General features: G+C 56.9%; 15 protein-coding genes. 8 read left to right on the forward strand and 7 right to left on the reverse strand.

Annotated features, from left to right (window positions below):
* The first annotated feature begins 1,081 nt into the window (after positions 1 to 1,081).
* The 3 genes from ltrA (at position 1,082) to CPY64_RS14975 (ending at position 4,969) form a co-directional block, all read left to right on the forward strand.
* Positions 1,082 to 2,773 (forward strand): group II intron reverse transcriptase/maturase, encoded by a 1,692-nt coding sequence (gene ltrA, locus CPY64_RS14965; RefSeq protein WP_042486641.1) that lies wholly within the window; start codon positions 1,082 to 1,084, stop codon positions 2,771 to 2,773.
* Between the two features lie 177 nt (positions 2,774 to 2,950).
* The gene (locus CPY64_RS14970) at positions 2,951 to 3,631 is read left to right on the forward strand and encodes a protein-L-isoaspartate O-methyltransferase family protein (protein ID WP_026484469.1); all 681 of its coding nucleotides are present in this window, start codon (positions 2,951 to 2,953) and stop codon (positions 3,629 to 3,631) included.
* Between the two features lie 15 nt (positions 3,632 to 3,646).
* Positions 3,647 to 4,969, forward strand: coding sequence for a TolC family outer membrane protein (locus tag CPY64_RS14975; RefSeq protein ID WP_052362983.1), 1,323 nt, complete (start codon positions 3,647 to 3,649; stop codon positions 4,967 to 4,969).
* A 233-nt stretch (positions 4,970 to 5,202) separates the two neighbouring features.
* Here CPY64_RS14975 and rfaE2 read toward each other — a convergent pair whose 3' ends face one another.
* From rfaE2 to ubiE, 6 genes are all read right to left on the reverse strand, one after another.
* On the reverse strand, positions 5,203 to 5,685 hold the full coding sequence (rfaE2, locus tag CPY64_RS14980; RefSeq protein ID WP_042486646.1) for a D-glycero-beta-D-manno-heptose 1-phosphate adenylyltransferase: 483 nt from the start codon (positions 5,683 to 5,685) through the stop codon (positions 5,203 to 5,205).
* A 1-nt stretch (position 5,686) separates the two neighbouring features.
* Positions 5,687 to 6,556 carry a ferritin gene (locus tag CPY64_RS14985; protein WP_026484472.1) on the reverse strand — a complete coding sequence of 290 codons (870 nt, stop codon included), beginning with the start codon at positions 6,554 to 6,556 and terminating at the stop codon, positions 5,687 to 5,689.
* A gap of 174 nt (positions 6,557 to 6,730) precedes the next feature.
* Complete coding sequence (gene ubiB, locus CPY64_RS14990) at positions 6,731 to 8,287, reverse strand: ubiquinone biosynthesis regulatory protein kinase UbiB (protein WP_042486649.1); 1,557 nt, start codon at positions 8,285 to 8,287, stop codon at positions 6,731 to 6,733.
* Between the two features lie 2 nt (positions 8,288 to 8,289).
* The gene (locus tag CPY64_RS14995; protein WP_042486652.1) at positions 8,290 to 8,919 is read right to left on the reverse strand and encodes a ubiquinone biosynthesis accessory factor UbiJ; all 630 of its coding nucleotides are present in this window, start codon (positions 8,917 to 8,919) and stop codon (positions 8,290 to 8,292) included.
* Between the two features lie 180 nt (positions 8,920 to 9,099).
* A complete protein-coding gene (locus CPY64_RS15000) occupies positions 9,100 to 10,092 on the reverse strand; it encodes a Tim44 domain-containing protein (RefSeq protein WP_035270332.1) in 993 nt (330 codons plus the stop codon).
* A 213-nt stretch (positions 10,093 to 10,305) separates the two neighbouring features.
* A complete protein-coding gene (gene ubiE / locus CPY64_RS15005; protein WP_042486915.1) occupies positions 10,306 to 11,076 on the reverse strand; it encodes a bifunctional demethylmenaquinone methyltransferase/2-methoxy-6-polyprenyl-1,4-benzoquinol methylase UbiE in 771 nt (256 codons plus the stop codon).
* Between the two features lie 259 nt (positions 11,077 to 11,335).
* On the opposite strand from ubiE, the gene phoB reads away from it, so the two are divergent.
* From phoB to CPY64_RS15030, 5 genes are all read left to right on the forward strand, one after another.
* The gene (gene phoB, locus CPY64_RS15010; protein WP_042486659.1) at positions 11,336 to 12,046 is read left to right on the forward strand and encodes a phosphate regulon transcriptional regulator PhoB; all 711 of its coding nucleotides are present in this window, start codon (positions 11,336 to 11,338) and stop codon (positions 12,044 to 12,046) included.
* A gap of 4 nt (positions 12,047 to 12,050) precedes the next feature.
* A complete protein-coding gene (phoR, locus tag CPY64_RS15015) occupies positions 12,051 to 13,349 on the forward strand; it encodes a phosphate regulon sensor histidine kinase PhoR (RefSeq protein WP_042486662.1) in 1,299 nt (432 codons plus the stop codon).
* A gap of 80 nt (positions 13,350 to 13,429) precedes the next feature.
* Positions 13,430 to 13,861: a VOC family protein gene (locus CPY64_RS15020; RefSeq protein WP_022983640.1), complete on the forward strand. Its 432-nt coding sequence runs from the start codon at positions 13,430 to 13,432 to the stop codon at positions 13,859 to 13,861.
* A 2-nt stretch (positions 13,862 to 13,863) separates the two neighbouring features.
* Positions 13,864 to 14,562: a 5-oxoprolinase subunit PxpB gene (gene pxpB / locus CPY64_RS15025; protein ID WP_042486665.1), complete on the forward strand. Its 699-nt coding sequence runs from the start codon at positions 13,864 to 13,866 to the stop codon at positions 14,560 to 14,562.
* Complete coding sequence (locus CPY64_RS15030; protein WP_042486668.1) at positions 14,559 to 15,572, forward strand: 5-oxoprolinase subunit C family protein; 1,014 nt, start codon at positions 14,559 to 14,561, stop codon at positions 15,570 to 15,572. The genes pxpB and CPY64_RS15030 overlap by 4 nt, the downstream gene beginning before the upstream one ends.
* A gap of 276 nt (positions 15,573 to 15,848) precedes the next feature.
* Here the strand turns inward: CPY64_RS15030 and ilvA are convergent, their stop codons facing one another.
* Positions 15,849 to 17,357 carry a threonine ammonia-lyase, biosynthetic gene (gene ilvA / locus CPY64_RS15035; protein WP_035270321.1) on the reverse strand — a complete coding sequence of 503 codons (1,509 nt, stop codon included), beginning with the start codon at positions 17,355 to 17,357 and terminating at the stop codon, positions 15,849 to 15,851.
* Between the last annotated feature and the right edge of the window lie 104 nt (positions 17,358 to 17,461).

Raw genomic sequence — 17,461 nt, forward strand, 5'->3', positions numbered from 1 at the left:
TTATAATCGGCTCTTTGGTGCGACACGTAGATGTCGCTTCTGCGTCGGTTCAACCCTTGAGAACCGAACGACCTACTCCCCCAAGGAGCAGGTTCAGGGCACTAATCACAGTTATCAATCAGCGCACTACGGTGCCTGACACAAGTCAAAAGACCCAGCCTTGGCTGGCGTCTCAAACGACAGAGACACTTCTACGGAAGAGACTCTGCCTAACGGCGACGTTTACAAAACGCTCGTCCGTATTCTTACGCCCCCTAGACTGCCCAACAGGGTAACTAGACACTCCAAACCCGAGTAATCCATACGGCATCCTTGCGATACCGAATGGAATTCTTTGTGTGCGTAAAACTAGCTGACTTGGATAACGTGAAACCGCAGAGCGCAAGCTCTGATCTGCCTTGTTATGCCTTCTGAAAGGAAGTGCCATAACCGTGTGTACGACCACATGTAGCCTACGGTGACGTGCTCGACCAGCAATGGGCGGGTGCGAAGCTCACCAGACAACGTACCCCCGCGTAAGCGGCACTTCTGACCTGTGAGGGTCAGGGTGGACACTGCCAGCAGAAAGGCGGTTAAGGGGCTAGGCTAGTTCCGCATGGGCAACGTAATGTGAATCATCGTTGGAACCTGGGTAACGATTGAATGGCTAAATCTGCTGACAAGCCATAACCAAAAGGTGTGCTGCTGGCTGTGGAAGTCAAAGATTCCCACACGTCGTCAATAAAGCAGTCCCAGGAGAGATGAGCCCTAAACGGAGAGTCCGACTGCGATGTAAATCGTAATCAGTCGGTAGATCAGGGAACGTGGTAAGCCCCACTATCCGCCAAGGTGTGTAAACACCTTTGGCAGGCAAACCGCAAGGAGAGCTGTTGGATGAGGGGGTATGGGAGAGTGGAAAAAGCGAATGGCCGCCTGTAATGGGTGGCATAGGGCTCTGCTCCGGTGCGAAAGCACGCCCACTTCCACTAGGTGCAACCGTCGCAAGACGACTGCAAACGTTCAAACCACCCCGAGGGGATGTACACCATCCCTTCGGGGACGTTGTGCGTCCTTTTAACGGGATAACCGGAAAGAGGAAAGCATGAGAAAGACCACTCCCCGTGGTTCTGCGTCCTCACATGAGCCGCAAGACTGGCACGCCATTGACTGGCGACGAGTCGAGCAATTCGTGCGAACAACGCAGCAACGTATCGCGAAGGCGACGCGGGATAATGATTGGCGCAGGGTCAAGGCCCTGCAACGATCTTTAACCCACTCGTTTTCCGCCAGAGCCTTGGCGGTAAGACGGGTTACTGAAAACCAAGGCAAGCGAACGGCCGGTGTCGATCGTCAGCTTTGGGAAACTCCTGCCCTGAAACGGGCGGCGATAGGCAGGTTAAGGCAGCAAAGAGGTTACAAGCCTCTTCCCTTGCGGCGGGTTTACATCCCCAAAGCGAACGGTAAAGAACGCCCCTTGGGCATTCCCACGCTGTTCGACCGGGCGATGCAGGCTTTGCATTTGCTGGGGCTTGAACCCGTGGCAGAAACCACGAGCGACCCGAACAGCTACGGCTTTCGGAAACAACGCTCAACGGCGGACGCAATGGGGCAAATATTTGTCTGCACATCCAAAAAGGCTTCGGCCCATTGGGTATTGGAGGCGGATATTCAAGGCTGTTTTGATCACATTAACCACCAATGGCTGGTTGACCACGTTCCCATGAACAAGGTTGTCCTGCGTAAGTGGTTGAAAGCCGGGGTGGTCCACAAGGGCCGCCTCTCGCCGACCGAAGAAGGGACGCCGCAAGGCGGAATCATCTCGCCCACGTTGGCAAATGTGTGTTTAAACGGGCTCGAATCAGACCTGAAAGCGTACCTCGGTGCGCAACACGGAAAGACGAAAGCCACGAAGCTGAAAGTCAATGTGGTCCGGTACGCCGACGATTTCGTGATTACCAGCAATTCGAAAGACTTGTTGGAGACTGAAATCAGGCCGTGGGTAGAAGCCTTCCTTGCACAACGAGGACTGCGACTATCGCCGGAAAAGACGAAAGTCGTACATATAGACGAAGGCTTTGACTTTCTGGGATGGAACTTTCGCAAGTACAACGGAAAGTTGCTCATCAAGCCTAGCAAAAAGAACGTGCAAGCGTTCTACCGCAAGGTCAGAGAGATCGTAAAAACGCACTTGATGGTGAAGCAGGAGGTTCTCATTGCCAAGCTCAACCCTGTTTTACGGGGATGGGCTCAGTACCACCAACCGGTGGTGGCGAAAGAAACCTTTAGTCGGATGGATAATCTGATCTACTGGCGCCTCGTGCGCTGGACGAGACGACGACATCCGAATAAGTCTCGACCCTGGTGCCACCGCCGTTACTGGCAAAGCATCGCAGGTCGGAACGAGTTTGCTGCAACGATATGGACAGAAGAAGGCTCCTTCCCGATCACCCTGTTGAGGCTCGCTGATACAGAGATCGTGAGGCACGAGAAGATCAAGGGAGAGTACAACCCGTTTGATTCATCGTGGGAGGTCTATGGTGAACAGTTAAGGACGAAGCGACTGCTTAAACGCATCGCCTATCGAACCGAGACTGCAAAACTATATGTGTCCCAAGCAGGGCGCTGCGCCTTGTGCGGGGAACCTCTGGACTACGAGAGCGGATGGCATGACCACCACCTGGTTTATCGGATGGATGGTGGGTCAGACGCCCTCTCGAACCGAGTGCTTCTGCATCCGGTCTGTCACATACGGGTGCATACCCTTGGTTTGCAGGTAGCGAAACCGGCCCGATAAGGGCTTCGAATCCAGACGGAAAAGGTGATCAGAGATATAATCTGAAAATCCTTTTTCTGCTGGACGTGTTGTGCTTGAGCCGGATGCGGTGAAAGTCGCAAGTCCGGTTCTTAGGGGGGGATGATCCAGCAATGGATCGTTCCTACCCTACCCCAAGCCTTTAGTTTTCTGGAAGCTATGAACCATATTGCGCTGTCTGAACTCGAACGTGCCCGTTACTACATGGTGGAACAACAGATCCGTCCCTGGAACGTATCCGACGAAAAAGTGCTGCAAGCATTGGTCGAGGTCCAGCGCGAACGCTTTGTTCCCTCGTCTTTGCGCTCGTCGGCCTTTTCGGACACCGAGCTGCCACTGATCATCAATGCCGTGGACACGCACGAGACCATGCTCTCGCCCAAAGTCGAAGCCCGTCTGGCTCAAGAGCTGCTGTTGCAGCCTAGCGACGGCGTACTGGAAATTGGCACCGGCTCGGGCTATCAGGCCGCCTTGCTGGCTCACCTGTCCCAACAAGTTACCTCCATCGAAATTGACAGCAAACTGGCCGCTTTCGCCCAGGAAAACCTGCAGCGCAACAATGTGCGCAACGTCAAGGTTGAAGTGGGTGATGCACACGCAGGCTGGGGCACCACCGAGTACGACGCCATTCTGGTCACCGGCTCCGTGCCCACCATTCCTGATGCCTTGAAGTACCAGCTCTGTATCGGGGGCCGTCTGGTTGTGGTGGTCGGTCAAAACCCGGTCATGACGGCGGTGCGCATTACTCGCACCAGCGCCGCCAGCTTCGAGACCACGCCCCTGTTCGACACCTGGATCAAACCTTTGCGCGGCACCGCCGTTTCGCAATTTCGCTTTTAAGTACCTATGCGGTTCATGACTCCCTTGCGCCTGGTATTGCTTTCGCTGTTTGCCTTCAGTACCACCGCCCAGTCGCAAGATCTGCTGCAGGCCTGGAACCAGGCCCTGGCACATGAACCGCAATTTGGCGCTGCCCAGGCTGTACATCAAGCCGATCAGGAACAGGTGCCCCAAAGCCGGGCGCAATTGTTGCCACAGATCAGCGCCATCGGCACGGCCGAACTGCAAGAGCGTCGTCAAACCAGCAAGCTGTCCAATCAGCACTCCAGCGACCGAGCCGCCTGGACCCTAACACTGAGCCAACCCGTATACAACCGCAATGCCTGGGCCCGTTACGAACGCGCTCAGCTATTGGCGCAGGGTGCGGATATTCAGCTGACGCTGGACCGGCAGGATTTGATGCTGCGCGTCAGCCAAAGCTATTTTGATGTGCTGGCGGCGCAAGATACGCTCTCTACCCTGAAAGCCCAGCAAGCCGCCATTGACGAGCAATTGCGCGCGGCTGATCAGAACTTTCAGTTGGGCGGCACCACAATTACCGATACCTACGAAGCAAAATCACGCCTGGATCTGACTCGGGCGAGCGTCTTGCAGGCAGAAAATGCCCTGCAAGTGGCTCAGGACAAGCTGGCTGCGCTAACGCTGGAGCGCTATGAAACACTGGCTCGCCTGCGCGAACCGTTGCGTCTGCCCGCCCCGCAGCCTGCGAACCTGCAGGACTGGCTGGATCAGTCCAGCCAATCCGGCTTGAGCGTCGCGCTGGCCGATATCAAGGCTCGTGCCGCCGAAGAACAGCTGAAAAGCACCCAGGCCCTGCACGAGCCAACCTTGGCCTTGAAGGCTCAGACCGGCAGCGGTAGCGACCAGACTCTGTTTGGCCAGGCGGGCGGTGGCCCGCGTTCGCTGAACAGTGCGTTGGGTCTGGAACTAAGCATCCCGATTTTCCGTGGCGGTGAAACCAGCTCACAAGTTCGTGAACAAAGCTCGCGCCTGCAACAAGCCCGCTACGATCACCAGTTCGCCATTCAGCAATCCATCCAGCAGACGCGCCAGTACTTCTCTGGCGTCACTACGGGCCTGGTCCGTGTGCAAGCACTGGAAGCAGCCACCAAGTCCAGCCAGGATGCTCTGGAGGCCAACAAGCTGGCCTACGAAGTCGGTGTGCGTGTAAATATCGACGTGCTCAATGCCCAGCAGCAGCTTTACGAAGCACAACGTAGCTTGGCTCAAGCCCGTTATGAGGTTCTGATGAACAGCCTGCGCTTGAAAGCAGCCAGCGGCACACTGAACGAAAACGACCTGCGCGCCGTGAACGATCTGCTTCAACCCGCATCCTGAGGCGGCTCAGGCAAAGCTACAACAAAGCTCTCCCATTGAATCCTCGAGATTCTGAAAACCCGAGATATATACGTAGCGCTCTTTGCTCACAGTAGCAATGTCAGACAATCAGCAGCTCACAGCAGCTTCGGTGCACATGTTCCTGTCTATATGTACAAGACACGATGCCTGAGTCAAACAGGCAAAAAAAATCCCGGACCATTGCCGGGATTCAAAACTTCCATACAACTTGATCAGTCACGCAGCTTCTTGACCAGCGCGGTTGTAGAACGCTGGAACTCGAAGGGAATTGCGACAGCGTCACCACCCCAGCTACGCACCAAGGCCGTTTCAGGCAAGGCTTCCATATCGTAGTCGCCACCCTTCACGATCAGGTCCGGGCGCAGTGCTGCGATCAAGGCTTCAGGCGTGTCCTCGTCAAACAGGACCACCGCATCCACGCAAGCCAGTGCAGCCAACAAGGCGGCGCGATCCTGCTCGGGATTGATGGGGCGCTCCGGCCCCTTGTTCAGGCGTCGAACCGAGGCATCGGTGTTCACACCGACAATCAGCGAGGCACCCAGCTGGGCGGCCTCGTCCAGGTAGCTGACATGCCCACGGTGCAAGATATCAAACACACCGTTGGTAAAGACCAGCGGGCGCGCCAGGCGCCCCTGCTCCACCGCTTCACGCAAGGCATCCAGACCCAGCACCTTGGCCTCGAAACGTGCGCTCATATCAAGCCTGTACCAGAGTCGAATCGGAGCCGACCTGACGGGCCAGATCCTTGCGGTAGCGGTTCAATTCCTGCACGGTTTCAAAGGAGCTGCCCATCAGCAGCGACATATTGTGCAAGATGCGCGAGCTGACCTTGTGCTCCCATTCCTTGTCGAAGCGAATCTGCGTATCCAGCCAGTTTTCCAGCCAGCCGGGCGAGGGCAGCTTGGACTGCACGGTATCTTCCGGGAACATGGCTTTGTTCACGTGCAAGTTGGTGGGGTGCAGCGCCTGAGCGGTGCGGTGAGCCGAAGCCATCAGAACACCAATCTTGGAGAAAGCCAGACGAGCTTGCAGGCCAAATTCCTGGCCCTTGTGCACCAGAGCGCGCTTCATGTAGCGCAGGTAAGCGCCAGCATGACGGGCCTCGTCCTGAGCCACGATCTTGTAGATGGCCTTGATCACCGGCTCGGTATGCCAGTCGGCAGCACGGCGGTACCAGTGGTTCAGACGCACTTCGCCGCAAAAGTGCAGCATCAGCGTTTCCATGGCCGGGGCCGGATCGAAGTCAAAGCGCACTTTGTGCAGTTCTTCTTCGGTAGGCATCAGCTCGGGGCGGAAACGGCGCAGGTATTCGATCAGAACCAGCGAGTGCTTTTGTTCTTCAAAGAACCATACGGACATAAAGGCGCAAAAATCGCTGTCATCTTTATTGTCACGCAGGAACATTTCGGTAGCAGGCAAGGCAGCCCACTCGGTAATGGCGTTCATCTTGATGGTGTAGGCTTGCTCGTCAGTGAGCTTGCTGCCATCAAAGTCATCCCACGGTATGTCATGCGCGAAATTCCAGCGCACCGCTTCCATGGATTTAAATAAGTCATGGTAAAGCATAACGATTCCTAAAAAGAATCAAGCGGTTCCTTGAGGGCGGCCATTTACCGTCCGGAAGGCGCCGGAAAGCGCCAGCTTAGCAATCAGCTGGCGGACCTGCGTCTATCGTAGAACCTGCAGTTATCAGAAATATGTCAGCCACAAAAAAACTGACGCGTTGCGGAGAGATCACACTTATCGCCCCACCAAAGCCCAGATGGCCACACCGACCGCAACCGCCAATACCGCGCACAAGGCCGTCAGCAATCGGTTGGTCTGCTGCTGCGACTGGCGCAACAGCTTAAGTTCCTGGTTCAACGCCTGCCCTGTCTCCGGTCTATTCAAGCTGGAATAAACCAGACGCGGAAGCTGCGGCATGATCTGGGCCCACTGCCCGGCTTCCTGTTTCAAACGCGAGTAAAAGCCCGATGGACCAATACGCTGGTACATCCACTTTTCCAGATACGGTTTGGCGGTATCCCACAGATCCAGCTCCGGATCCAGGTCCCGCCCCATCCCTTCCACATTCAGAAGGGTTTTCTGCAGCAGCACCAGCTGCGGCTGAATTTCTACATTGAACCGGCGCGAAGTCTGGAACAGGCGCAACAGCACTTGCCCCAGGGAGATCTCGGACAAGGGCCGGTCAAAATACGGTTCACATACCGCGCGTACCGAGCCTTCCAGCTCCTCTTCGCGGGTTTCAGGTGGCACCCAGCCAGACTCAATATGCAATTGAGCCACCCGGCGGTAATCGCGCCGGAAGAAAGCCAGAAAGTTCTGTGCCAGATAATTTTTGTCGAACTCGGACAGCGAACCCACAATGCCAAAGTCCAGGGCGATGTAGCGGCCCAAGGTTTCGGGTGCGTCCGAGACATAAATATTGCCGGGGTGCATGTCGGCGTGAAAAAAACCGTCGGTAAATACCTGGGTAAAGAAAATCTCCACCCCTTTGCGGGCAAGATCCTTCAAATCCACATTGGCAGCACGCAAACGGTCAATCTGGTTGACCGGAATGCCCTTCATGCGATCCATGGTGAACACGGTCGAGGCGCAATAGTCCCAATGCACTTCGGGTACGATCAGCAGTTGCGTACGCTCTACATCTTTGGTGAAGTTGCGGCGCAACTGGCTGCAATTGGAGGCTTCGCGTATCAGGTCCAGCTCGTCGTTCAGGTACTTGTCGAACTCGGCCACCACCTCGCGCGGTTTCAGGCGGCGGGCATCGGGACCCAGGCGTTCCATGAACGCAGCCAGAACACGCATCAGGCGCAGGTCTTTATGGATGACCTCGCGCATGCCAGGGCGCAACACCTTCACGGCTACTTCGCGGCCATTATGCAGCTCGGCAAAGTGAACCTGGGCAATCGAAGCCGAAGCAATAGGTTCGCGATCGAACTGCTTGAACAGTTCGTACGGCGATGCACCCAAAGCCTTCAGAATCGTCGCTTCTGCCACCTCGGAAGGGAATGGGGGCACACGATCCTGCAACAAGGCCAGTTGTTCGGCGATATCCAGCGGAATCAGATCCCGGCGCGTGGAGAGTACCTGGCCGAACTTGACGAAAATAGGGCCCAGACTTTCCAGGGCCAAACGCAAACGCACACCGCGTGGCAACTTGGGTTTGCGGCCCAGGCGCACGACGCGCAACATGCGGGACGCCCAGGGATGGCGGATGCTCGATAGCACCAGCTCGTCCAGGCGATAACGGAATACAACCAGCAAAATAGTCAGCAAACGGCACAAGGAGAACATGCTCAGGACTCCCGCCGACGCGCATCAAGACGATTCAAGCGCTGGTCCAGTTCGTCCAGGCGTTGAGCCAGAATTGTCGATTGCTCGCGCAGCCGCTCAAGCTCGGGCCGCGTCACCAGCAAGGCACTTTCTTCAGTCAGGTATTCGCTGGCATTGCCTGCCAGACGCTGTCCCAGGTCACGCAGGCCGGAAAAAGCCCGACGCGCACCGCTGAACAGGCGCACTGCCATGACATCACCGACGATCTTGGCCAGATCATGCTCGGCATCCCAACGCAGATTGGCCGCCAGATCCGATACCAGATTGGCCAGACCCGCCTCGCCTTGTACATGCATTAATTGCGCTACACGGCTGAAATCGCCGTCTTGCAGGATTTGTGGCAACTCGGGCAGCTTGTCCTGGGGCAGCGTCAGCGTGACATCCGGCACCACGGCAGGATGGCCCTGTTCCAGTTTTCCCTGAGAACTGATGGTGTAGACCAGTTGCAAACGGCCCACAATCAGCGAGACGGTTTTACCCGCATAACTGCGCAAACGCTCACGCGCCCAATCCTCACGATCAAGCAAGGCATTGAGCAAACGCACGCCTACGGCGCCAGGTTCTAGGAATGAAGGGATACCAAGCATGTCCATGCAAGTCTACTGCCGGGGCGAGTAAACCAGTCCAATTAAAACAGCCAGTTTAACCCGACACAGACATGGCCGGATGCACGGGGCTAAAGGAACACGGGCAGATGGGATCACAGAGAAACGAGAGGTGCTCATAACAGACAGCCGCCTTGTTAAAGAGGCGGCTGTCTGTCTAGATACGCATTAAGCGTTGGGGTCAACCGGGATCTGCTGAATGCCAGCCAGCAACCAGCCAGCGCCGTCAGCCTTGAACAGATTCCAGACTTCTTCAAAGCGGAAGGCCTCTGCACCCACTTCTTCACGCAGCATGCCGGAGTAGCGCACGCTGGCCAGGTGACCGTCGGCTACCTTCTCGATACCCAGCAGCTCTGCATTGAGCAGTACCACTTGAGTCACGTTCTCGCCTTGGCGCTGAGCGATTTGAGGAGCGGCTTCCTTGAGCAGGTCGTCGGTCAGGAAGGTACGCAGTTGTTCCACGTCGCCCTTGTCCCAAAGCTTCTGGATTTCCACGAACTGGGTCTTGGCATTGGCCAGGAAAGTAGGTGTATCGAAATCACCAGGAATGAACCAGCTTTCGTCGACTGGCGGCGCTGGAACAGCGGCAGCAGCAGCGGGCTGAGCAGCAGGAGCGGCAGCAGGCATAGGTGCTGGCGCGGCCTGAGGCTGTTGCCATGGGCTAGGAGCCGGATCGGCATTGCGCATCATGGACTGACCACCGGCCTGTTGCATGGCTGGGCGAGCAGCCGAACCACGGAAACGACGCACGATAAACAGAACAGCGAAGATAACCAGACCGATCAACAAGAGGCTGGACATCATTTCCAGGAAAGCACCGCCCAGACCCATGCTGGACAGCAAGGCGGCAATACCCAGACCGGCGGCAATACCGGCGATCGGGCCCAGGAAGCGGGACATGCCCGACTTGGCAGCAGTACCCGCAGCGGCAGTACCGGCAGCAGCGGCACCCGCAGCAGGAGCAGCCGAACGAGTGGCGTTATTCGCTGCAGCAGGAGGCGTCGCTGCCGAGCGATTGCTGGTGATGTTGGAGGATTGGCGGCCAAAACTGGAGCCACCACCCATGCGTCGTGCTTCCGCATCATAAGAAACGGTCAGCAAGGCGCCGGTGCTAAAAGCCAATACAGCGGCCATGAAATAACGAGAAAGCCGTCCAGACATAGTCACAAACTCCTGACCAGAACAAGCGGTTAACACACAGGGTTTTGAAGCCCCCGGCCATGCCATCCCAGTCGATTATTCAAGAAAACTTACGATAAGCTGAACATTAACATGACAAGTTCTCATGCACCATGTTTTTTTTACCGTTAATTACAGACCAAAAACGAACGGCACCTGAAGGTGCCGCTGTATATAGAGAGGGAACGCCCGGCATCAATCCAGGCGGATGCCTTCATGCAGCGCAGCTACGCCAGCTGTCAGATTGAAATACTGCACGCGCTCCAGGCCCACTTCACGCATCATGTCGGCCAGGGTTTCCTGATCGGGGTGCATGCGAATGGATTCAGCCAGATAGCGGTAGCTTTCCTCGTCCTTGGCAACAAACTTGCCAATACGGGGCAGGATATTGAAGGAATACCAGTCATAAGGGGCCTGCAGAGGCTTGGCCACGCGGGAAAACTCCAGCACCAGCAATTTGCCGCCCGGACGCAACACCCGCTTCATTTCAGCCAGCGCACGGTCCTTGTGCGTCATGTTGCGCAAACCAAAGGCCACCGAGACGCGATCAAAATAGCCGTCAGGAAATGGCAGGTGCTCGGCATCACAGACCGCAACGGGCGTGATGATGCCCTTGTCCTGCAAACGATCACGCCCCACGCGCAGCATGGAGCTATTGATATCGGTATGCCAGACTTCGCCGTCCGCACCGGCCTGACGGGCAAAGGTCTTGGTCAAATCGCCCGTTCCCGCCGCAATATCCAGCACTTTCATGCCAGGACGCACAGCCGCTCGACCGATGGTGAAGGCTTTCCAGATACGGTGCAGGCCGCCCGACATCAGATCATTCATAATGTCGTAGTTGTTAGCCACCGAATGAAAAACCTGGGCAACTTTGCCCGCTTTTTCGCTTTCGGCGACAGTTTGAAAGCCAAAGTGCGTATCGGCGTTCTGGGCGGAGGAGTGTTGGGGACGCTGTTTTTCCATAATGGCATAATCGTAACGCAGATTTCCCGGTACAGAAACGAAAATCCCGCTGGCTAAGCGCTGCCCTTTTTTGCACATTCACAAACCTGAAACATTAACGCCATATGATGGCGCTATTACGTGCAGTCAGGGATGAATCAGCGCCTCCTGCCATGCCCTTGAGCCGCCTGCTGACATCAGCGGGCCTGGCGCCCAGGCACCATGCAGACAGCCTGCCTGACCATCTTTTATTTTTTATCGGACCAGTCTGAAGCTAACAATGAGTACAAGCATATTAGTCGTGGAAGATGAGCCTGCGATCCAGGAACTGATCTCTGTCAATCTGTCTTTTGCCGGCCATAAAGTGCTGCGCGCCTTCGATGCCGAACAAGCCCAGATCCTCATTCGCGCGGAACTGCCTGATTTGATTCTGGTGGACTGGATGCTGCCTGGCTCCTCGGGCATCAATCTGGCCCGCAAGTTGCGCTCGGACGAACGTACCCGCCATATCCCGGTCATCATGCTGACCGCCAAAGGCTCGGAGCAGGACAAGGTCGATGGCCTGGAAGCTGGCGCGGACGATTACATCACCAAGCCTTTCTCGCCCAAAGAACTGATTGCCCGCATCAAGGCTGTACTGCGTCGCCGCGCCCCCCAACTGACCGATGACGTGATCTCTATTGGCAACCTTCAGCTGGACCCCAGCACGCACCGCCTGTCCAGCCAGGGCATGGCGCTGACCATTGGGCCTACCGAGTTCCGCCTGCTGCATTTCTTCATGACACACACCGAGCGCGTATTTACCCGCTCCCAATTGCTGGATCAGGTCTGGGGTGATCACGTTTTTGTGGAAGAACGCACGGTAGACGTCCATATTCGTCGCTTGCGCAAGGCGCTGGAGCCTAGCGGACACGACAAACATATTGAAACGATTCGTGGCTCGGGCTATCGTTTTGCCCTTTCCCCACTGGAAAAGGCTCCAAGCGCCTGATCCCATGTTCAGCATATTCACGTCTATTGTTATCTGGGCCCTGTTGGGCAGCCTGATTGGCTGGTGGCTCGGGCCATTCATCGGCCTGGCCTTGTTTTGTGGCGGCCTGTTGATGCTGGTTGTCATCAGCACCTTGCAGTTGTCCCGCGTTGAGCGCTGGACCCTCAACCTGAACGATCCCCCACCGCCCGCTGTCGGCCCCTGGGACGCCATCCTGGCTCCCATCTATCGCCAATTGCGCCGCGACCGGCAGGAAATTCAGGACCTGAATCGTTACGTAGACGGCATCATGATGGCCGCCGAGGCCCTGCCCGACGGTGCCATCACCCTGAATGGGGACATGGAGCTGCAATGGTGCAACCAGACCGCCTGTGAACACATAGGCTTGAATCTGGCGACGGACCGCCATCACAGCATCTTCAATATCCTGCGCGAACCCGAGTTTTCCCGTTACGCCCGCCAGCCCCAATGGGACGGCCCTTTGCTGCTGCACCTGAGCAAAGATGGACGTGAACGCTCCTTGTTGCTGCAGTTAACCCCCTATGGCCTAGGCCAGTTCCTGATCGTGACACGTGATGTCACCCAGGTTGAAATGCTGGAGACCACCCGCAAGGACTTTGTGGCCAATGTGTCTCATGAACTGCGCACTCCCTTGACCGTATTGCTGGGTTTTCTGGAAACCCTGCAAGACATGCCTCCCGAAAGCCTGCCTTTGGAACAGCGTCAGCGCTACGAGCAAATGATGTTGGAGCAGACCCGCCACATGCAGTCGATTGTGGCCGACTTGCTGACCCTGTCCACGCTGGAATCTTCGCCCACAGTAGAGGGGGAAACCGTGCAGGTCAGCCAATTGATCGAAAGCGCGCTGAAACAAGGCGAGGCCATTTCCGGCGGCCAGCACAGCTTTGTCACGGATCTGGACCCGCGCATTGCCATTCAGGGCATGGAAACCGAACTGAGCTCGGCTGTCTCCAATCTGATTACCAATGCCGTGCGCTACACCCCCAAGGACGGCACCATCACCGTGCGCTGGTACCTGAATGACAATGGCGAGGCCTGCTACTCCGTTCAGGACACGGGCATCGGTATTGCCGCCCAGGATATTCCCCGTCTGACCGAACGCTTTTATCGCGTGGACAAGGGACGCTCCCGCTCCACGGGCGGCACCGGCCTGGGCTTGGCCATCACCAAACACATTATCGTGCGACATAACGCCGACCTGCAGATCCAGAGCCGTCTGGGCGTGGGCAGCGTGTTTATGTTGCGTTTCCCCAAGAGCCGGGTTCGACTCCAGGACAGCTAGAACATGTGGGGCCATATTGGCCCTACAATAAACGGCTCTGAAGACCACGTTGGCGGCCTTATGCCGCACAGGAGCCAAGCATGTCCCATACCAACGAGCTGCGCCCTTTCCACCTGGCTTTTCCGGTCCATGATCTGGCCGTTGCACGCCAGTTCTACGGACAGACACTGGGCTGTCCCGAAGGCCGATCCTCTGACCAATGGATTGACTTCAACTTCTACGGCCACCAGATCGTGGCCCACCTGGCCCCTTCGGAATGCGGCAGCAATGCCACCAGTGCGGTGGATGCCCATAACGTGCCCGTGCGCCACTTTGGCGTCGTGCTGGACATGCCCACCTGGCAAACACTGGCTGACAAGCTGGTTGCCGCTGGCACCAAATTCGTCATCGAACCCTACATCCGTTTCAAGGGCGAGCCTGGCGAACAGGCCACCATGTTCTTCATGGACCCTTCGGGCAATGCCCTGGAATTCAAAGCCTTCAACAGCCTGGATTCCCTTTTCGCCAAATAAAGATGCACAAAACCTGGCTACTTACCGAGCAAGGCGACCGCTGTCTGCTAGTGCAGTTCAGCGGTGAGCTTTCTCTGGACACCGGCTTGCGCTGTACCCGCGCCGCACGCTTGCTGCGCGACCACGCACCCGCCTGTGTCCGTGATCTGGTCCCCAGCTTTACCGCAGTCGCCATCCACTTCTACCCGGATGGCAGCAGCGACCAGCTCGCCCGTTTGCACGACTATGTTCACCAAGCACTGGCCGAACTGGATGCCAGCCAGGATCAGGCTGCCCCTGGTGCTCTGGTGGATATTCCCGTCTGCTATGGCGGCCCCTTCGGCCCCGACCTGCCCGCCATTGCGGAGCAACTAAGGCTAAGCCAGGAACAAGTCATTGAACTGCACAGCAGCCAGGTGCAGCTGGTATTCATGGTGGGCTTTGCGCCCGGCGCCCCCTATGTGGGCATCTTGCCCGAGCAGTTGAATGTGCCGCGTCGAGCCACTCCTCGCACCGTCTTGCCCAAAGGCTCGGTGGCCATTGCCAACCAGCAAACCATTATTTACCCCAACGAATCTCCCGGCGGTTGGCATTTGATTGGCCGCTCGCCAGTTAATTTGTTCGACGCCCGGCGCTCGCCCGCGGCCCTGCTCGCCCCTGGCGACCAGGTGCGCTTTGTGCCCCTGTCCCACGAGCAGTTTGATCACTGGACTCCCGCATGACGGTACATATCCTCAAGCCAGGCATGATGAGCAGCCTGCAAGATCGAGGCCGTTATGGACACCAGCACCTGGGGGTTTCACCCAGCGGTGCCATGGATGAACGTGCCCACCGACTGGCCCATTTGCTGGCGGGCAATACCCCCGAGCGAGATCTGGCCAGCCTGGAAATTACTGTACAAGGCCCAAGCCTGCGTTTTGACGAACCCAACCTGTTTGTCCTGACGGGCGCGGATATGAATGCCAGCCTGGACGGTCTGCCCGTGGCAGTTTTGCGCCCTACTCTGGCGCGTGCCGGACAGACACTGACCATGCAGTCCGCCAAACCCGGCCAAGGTGCCCGCAGCTACCTGTCTGTCTACGGCGGTTTTCAGCTCGAACCCTTGCTGGGTAGCCAAAGCACTCATATGCGCGTTGGCCTGGGTGGTTTCGAAGGCCGCGCCCTGAAAAAGGGCGATCAGATTCAACTGGCCCAACCCCTCCCCAATCAGGAGGCGGCGCTAGACAAGCTGCAAGACGTGCTGGATGAGCTACGGATTTACATGCCGGCGGCACTGGCCCTGGCTCCACGGGATCGCTTGCGTGTCATGCTGGATCAAGCCGATTTGTTTACCGACGAATCACTGGAACTGTTTCAAAGCCAAAGCTATCGCATCAGCCCGGCCTCAGAACGAATGGGTTATCGCCTGGAAGGCCAGCCCTTGCAGCGCAAGACGCCAAAAGAACTGCTGTCCGCCCCCACCTGTTTTGGAACGATTCAAGTTCCCAACGATGGTCAGCCCATTGTGCTGATGGCGGATCGACAAACCACCGGAGGCTATCCGCGCATTGGACAAGTCGCCAGCGTGGATCTGGCCCAAGTGGCACAACGCCTGCCAGGTCAGAGCCTGGGCTTTGAAGTGGTGAGCGCAGAGCAGGCTCATGCGCTGTCCGCTCGTCAGGAACAAGCCTTTGTGCGCCTGAATGACAGTCTGGAGCCGTTGCGGCAGGCTTTAAAACAGTGTGTGGCATAAAGTCTATTCAGGCAGTACCCGTACAGGCAGAGCTTCTGACGCTGTCCCACATTCGCATGCCCTAACTAGCCATCCGATCGCACAGAGATAGGCGGCTTGGGCCAATCCCCCTGACGAACCCAGGAACAGACCCCACCGCTCTTTGCTCCCAGGCTCAATACGGCTCCAATGACAGCCATCACATTCAAGCCCAATAAAAAACACCTCGCCCTTACAGGCGAGGTGTTTTCATTTGGTCTGGCGCAAGGCAGCGAATGCCTTGCACCACCGTCTGACTTACAGGAACAGCTTGTAAGCCGGGTTGTCTGTCTCGTCCCAATGCGGGTAGCCCAGATTGCCCAGGAAAGCCTTGAACTCTTTCTTGTCCGAAGGTGGCACCTGGATACCGATCAGGATGCGACCGTAGTCATCGCCCTGATTACGGTAGTGGAACAAGCTGATATTCCAATCCTGGTTCATGCTGGACAGGAATTTACGCAAGGCGCCGGGGCGCTCTGGAAACTCGAAACGCAGCAGAACTTCGTCCGTGGCCTGGCTGGACACCCCACCCACCATATGACGCACATGAGTCTTGGCCAGCTCGTTGCCCGTCAGATTCAAGGTGCCAAAACCTTTCTTCACGAAACGCTCTTCCAGCTTTTCGATCTCCGCTTCCGAGGAAATCGACATACCCACAAAGACGTGCGCCTTTTCAGGGTTGGACATGCGGTAATTGAACTCCGTCACCGAGCGGGTGCCCAGGGCATCGCACAGGCGGCGGAAGCTGCCTTTCGCCTCGGGGATCGTCAAGGCAAACAAGGCTTCACGAGCCTGCCCCACATCCGCACGGTCTGCCACCATGCGCATACGGTCAAAGTTCATGTTTGCGCCAGACGTGACCGCGATCAGCGTCTTGTTCTTGAGCTTGTTTTGAGCAGCGTAGCGCTTGGCACCGGCCAAAGCCAGGGCACCTGCCGGTTCCAGCACGCTACGCGAGTCCTGGAACACATCTTTGATAGCCGCACAAATCGCGTCCGTATCCACGATGACAAAATCATCCACATACTGACGCACCAGACGGAAAGTTTCAGAGCCCACCTGCTTGACGGCAGTACCGTCGGAGAACAGGCCCACATCCGACAAATTCACACGACGACCGGCCTTGATACTGCGCACCATGGCACAGGAATCCTCGGTCTGTACGCCGATCACTTTGATTTCAGGACGCAAGGACTTGATGTATGTGGCCACGCCCGCTGCCAGACCACCACCGCCAATCGCGACAAAGACCGCTTCAATCGGGCCGGGGTGCTGCTGCAGAATCTCCATGGCCACCGTGCCCTGCCCGGCGATCACATCAGGATCGTCAAAGGGATGCACAAAGGTCAGGCCTTCGTTCTTTTGCAATTCCAGAGCGTGCTGGTAGGAGTCCGAATAGCTCTCGCCCACCAAGACCACTTCGCCGCCCAGATTGCGGACACCGTCAATTTTCACTTGAGGAGTGGTGGTTGGCATCACGATAACGGCACGGCAACCCAGCTTGCGTGCTGCCATGGCCACGCCTTGCGCGTGGTTGCCAGCCGAAGCCGCCAGTACACCCCGTTTTAATTCTGCGGCCGACAGATTGGCCATCTTGTTATAGGCACCGCGCAGCTTGAAGCTAAAAACAGGTTGATAGTCTTCGCGCTTGAGCAGGACCGTGTTACTAATTCGTGCCGATACCTGGGGAGCGGGTTCAAGTGGTGTTTCGATGGCTACATCGTACACTTTCGAGGTCAGAATGCGCTTTAGGTAATCGTTCGACATGACTCAGCTTTAATCAACAACCGGTTTTGCCACCAAGGCCAGTCGCAGGCCCCTGCCTGAGACCGCTCACCGGGAAAGAAAAACAGAATACCATAGGCGGATGC

The organism is Alcaligenes faecalis (assembly GCF_002443155.1).
GTDB lineage: Bacteria > Pseudomonadota > Gammaproteobacteria > Burkholderiales > Burkholderiaceae_B > Alcaligenes > Alcaligenes faecalis.

Bases quoted from the DNA above. Each gene is read 5' to 3' on its own strand.
- CPY64_RS14975 (WP_052362983.1), top strand. From the start codon at position 3,647: ATGACTCCCTTGCGCCTGGTATTGCTTTCGCTGTTTGCCTTCAGTACC.
- CPY64_RS14995 (WP_042486652.1), bottom strand. From the start codon at position 8,919: ATGGACATGCTTGGTATCCCTTCATTCCTAGAACCTGGCGCCGTAGGC.
- ubiB (WP_042486649.1), bottom strand. From the start codon at position 8,287: ATGTTCTCCTTGTGCCGTTTGCTGACTATTTTGCTGGTTGTATTCCGT.
- ilvA (WP_035270321.1), bottom strand. From the start codon at position 17,357: ATGTCGAACGATTACCTAAAGCGCATTCTGACCTCGAAAGTGTACGAT.
- ltrA (WP_042486641.1), top strand. From the start codon at position 1,082: ATGAGAAAGACCACTCCCCGTGGTTCTGCGTCCTCACATGAGCCGCAA.
- ubiE (WP_042486915.1), bottom strand. From the start codon at position 11,076: ATGGAAAAACAGCGTCCCCAACACTCCTCCGCCCAGAACGCCGATACG.
- phoB (WP_042486659.1), top strand. From the start codon at position 11,336: ATGAGTACAAGCATATTAGTCGTGGAAGATGAGCCTGCGATCCAGGAA.
- CPY64_RS15000 (WP_035270332.1), bottom strand. From the start codon at position 10,092: ATGTCTGGACGGCTTTCTCGTTATTTCATGGCCGCTGTATTGGCTTTT.
- CPY64_RS14985 (WP_026484472.1), bottom strand. From the start codon at position 6,556: ATGCTTTACCATGACTTATTTAAATCCATGGAAGCGGTGCGCTGGAAT.
- pxpB (WP_042486665.1), top strand. From the start codon at position 13,864: ATGCACAAAACCTGGCTACTTACCGAGCAAGGCGACCGCTGTCTGCTA.
- CPY64_RS14970 (WP_026484469.1), top strand. From the start codon at position 2,951: ATGAACCATATTGCGCTGTCTGAACTCGAACGTGCCCGTTACTACATG.
- rfaE2 (WP_042486646.1), bottom strand. From the start codon at position 5,685: ATGAGCGCACGTTTCGAGGCCAAGGTGCTGGGTCTGGATGCCTTGCGT.
- CPY64_RS15030 (WP_042486668.1), top strand. From the start codon at position 14,559: ATGACGGTACATATCCTCAAGCCAGGCATGATGAGCAGCCTGCAAGAT.
- CPY64_RS15020 (WP_022983640.1), top strand. From the start codon at position 13,430: ATGTCCCATACCAACGAGCTGCGCCCTTTCCACCTGGCTTTTCCGGTC.
- phoR (WP_042486662.1), top strand. From the start codon at position 12,051: ATGTTCAGCATATTCACGTCTATTGTTATCTGGGCCCTGTTGGGCAGC.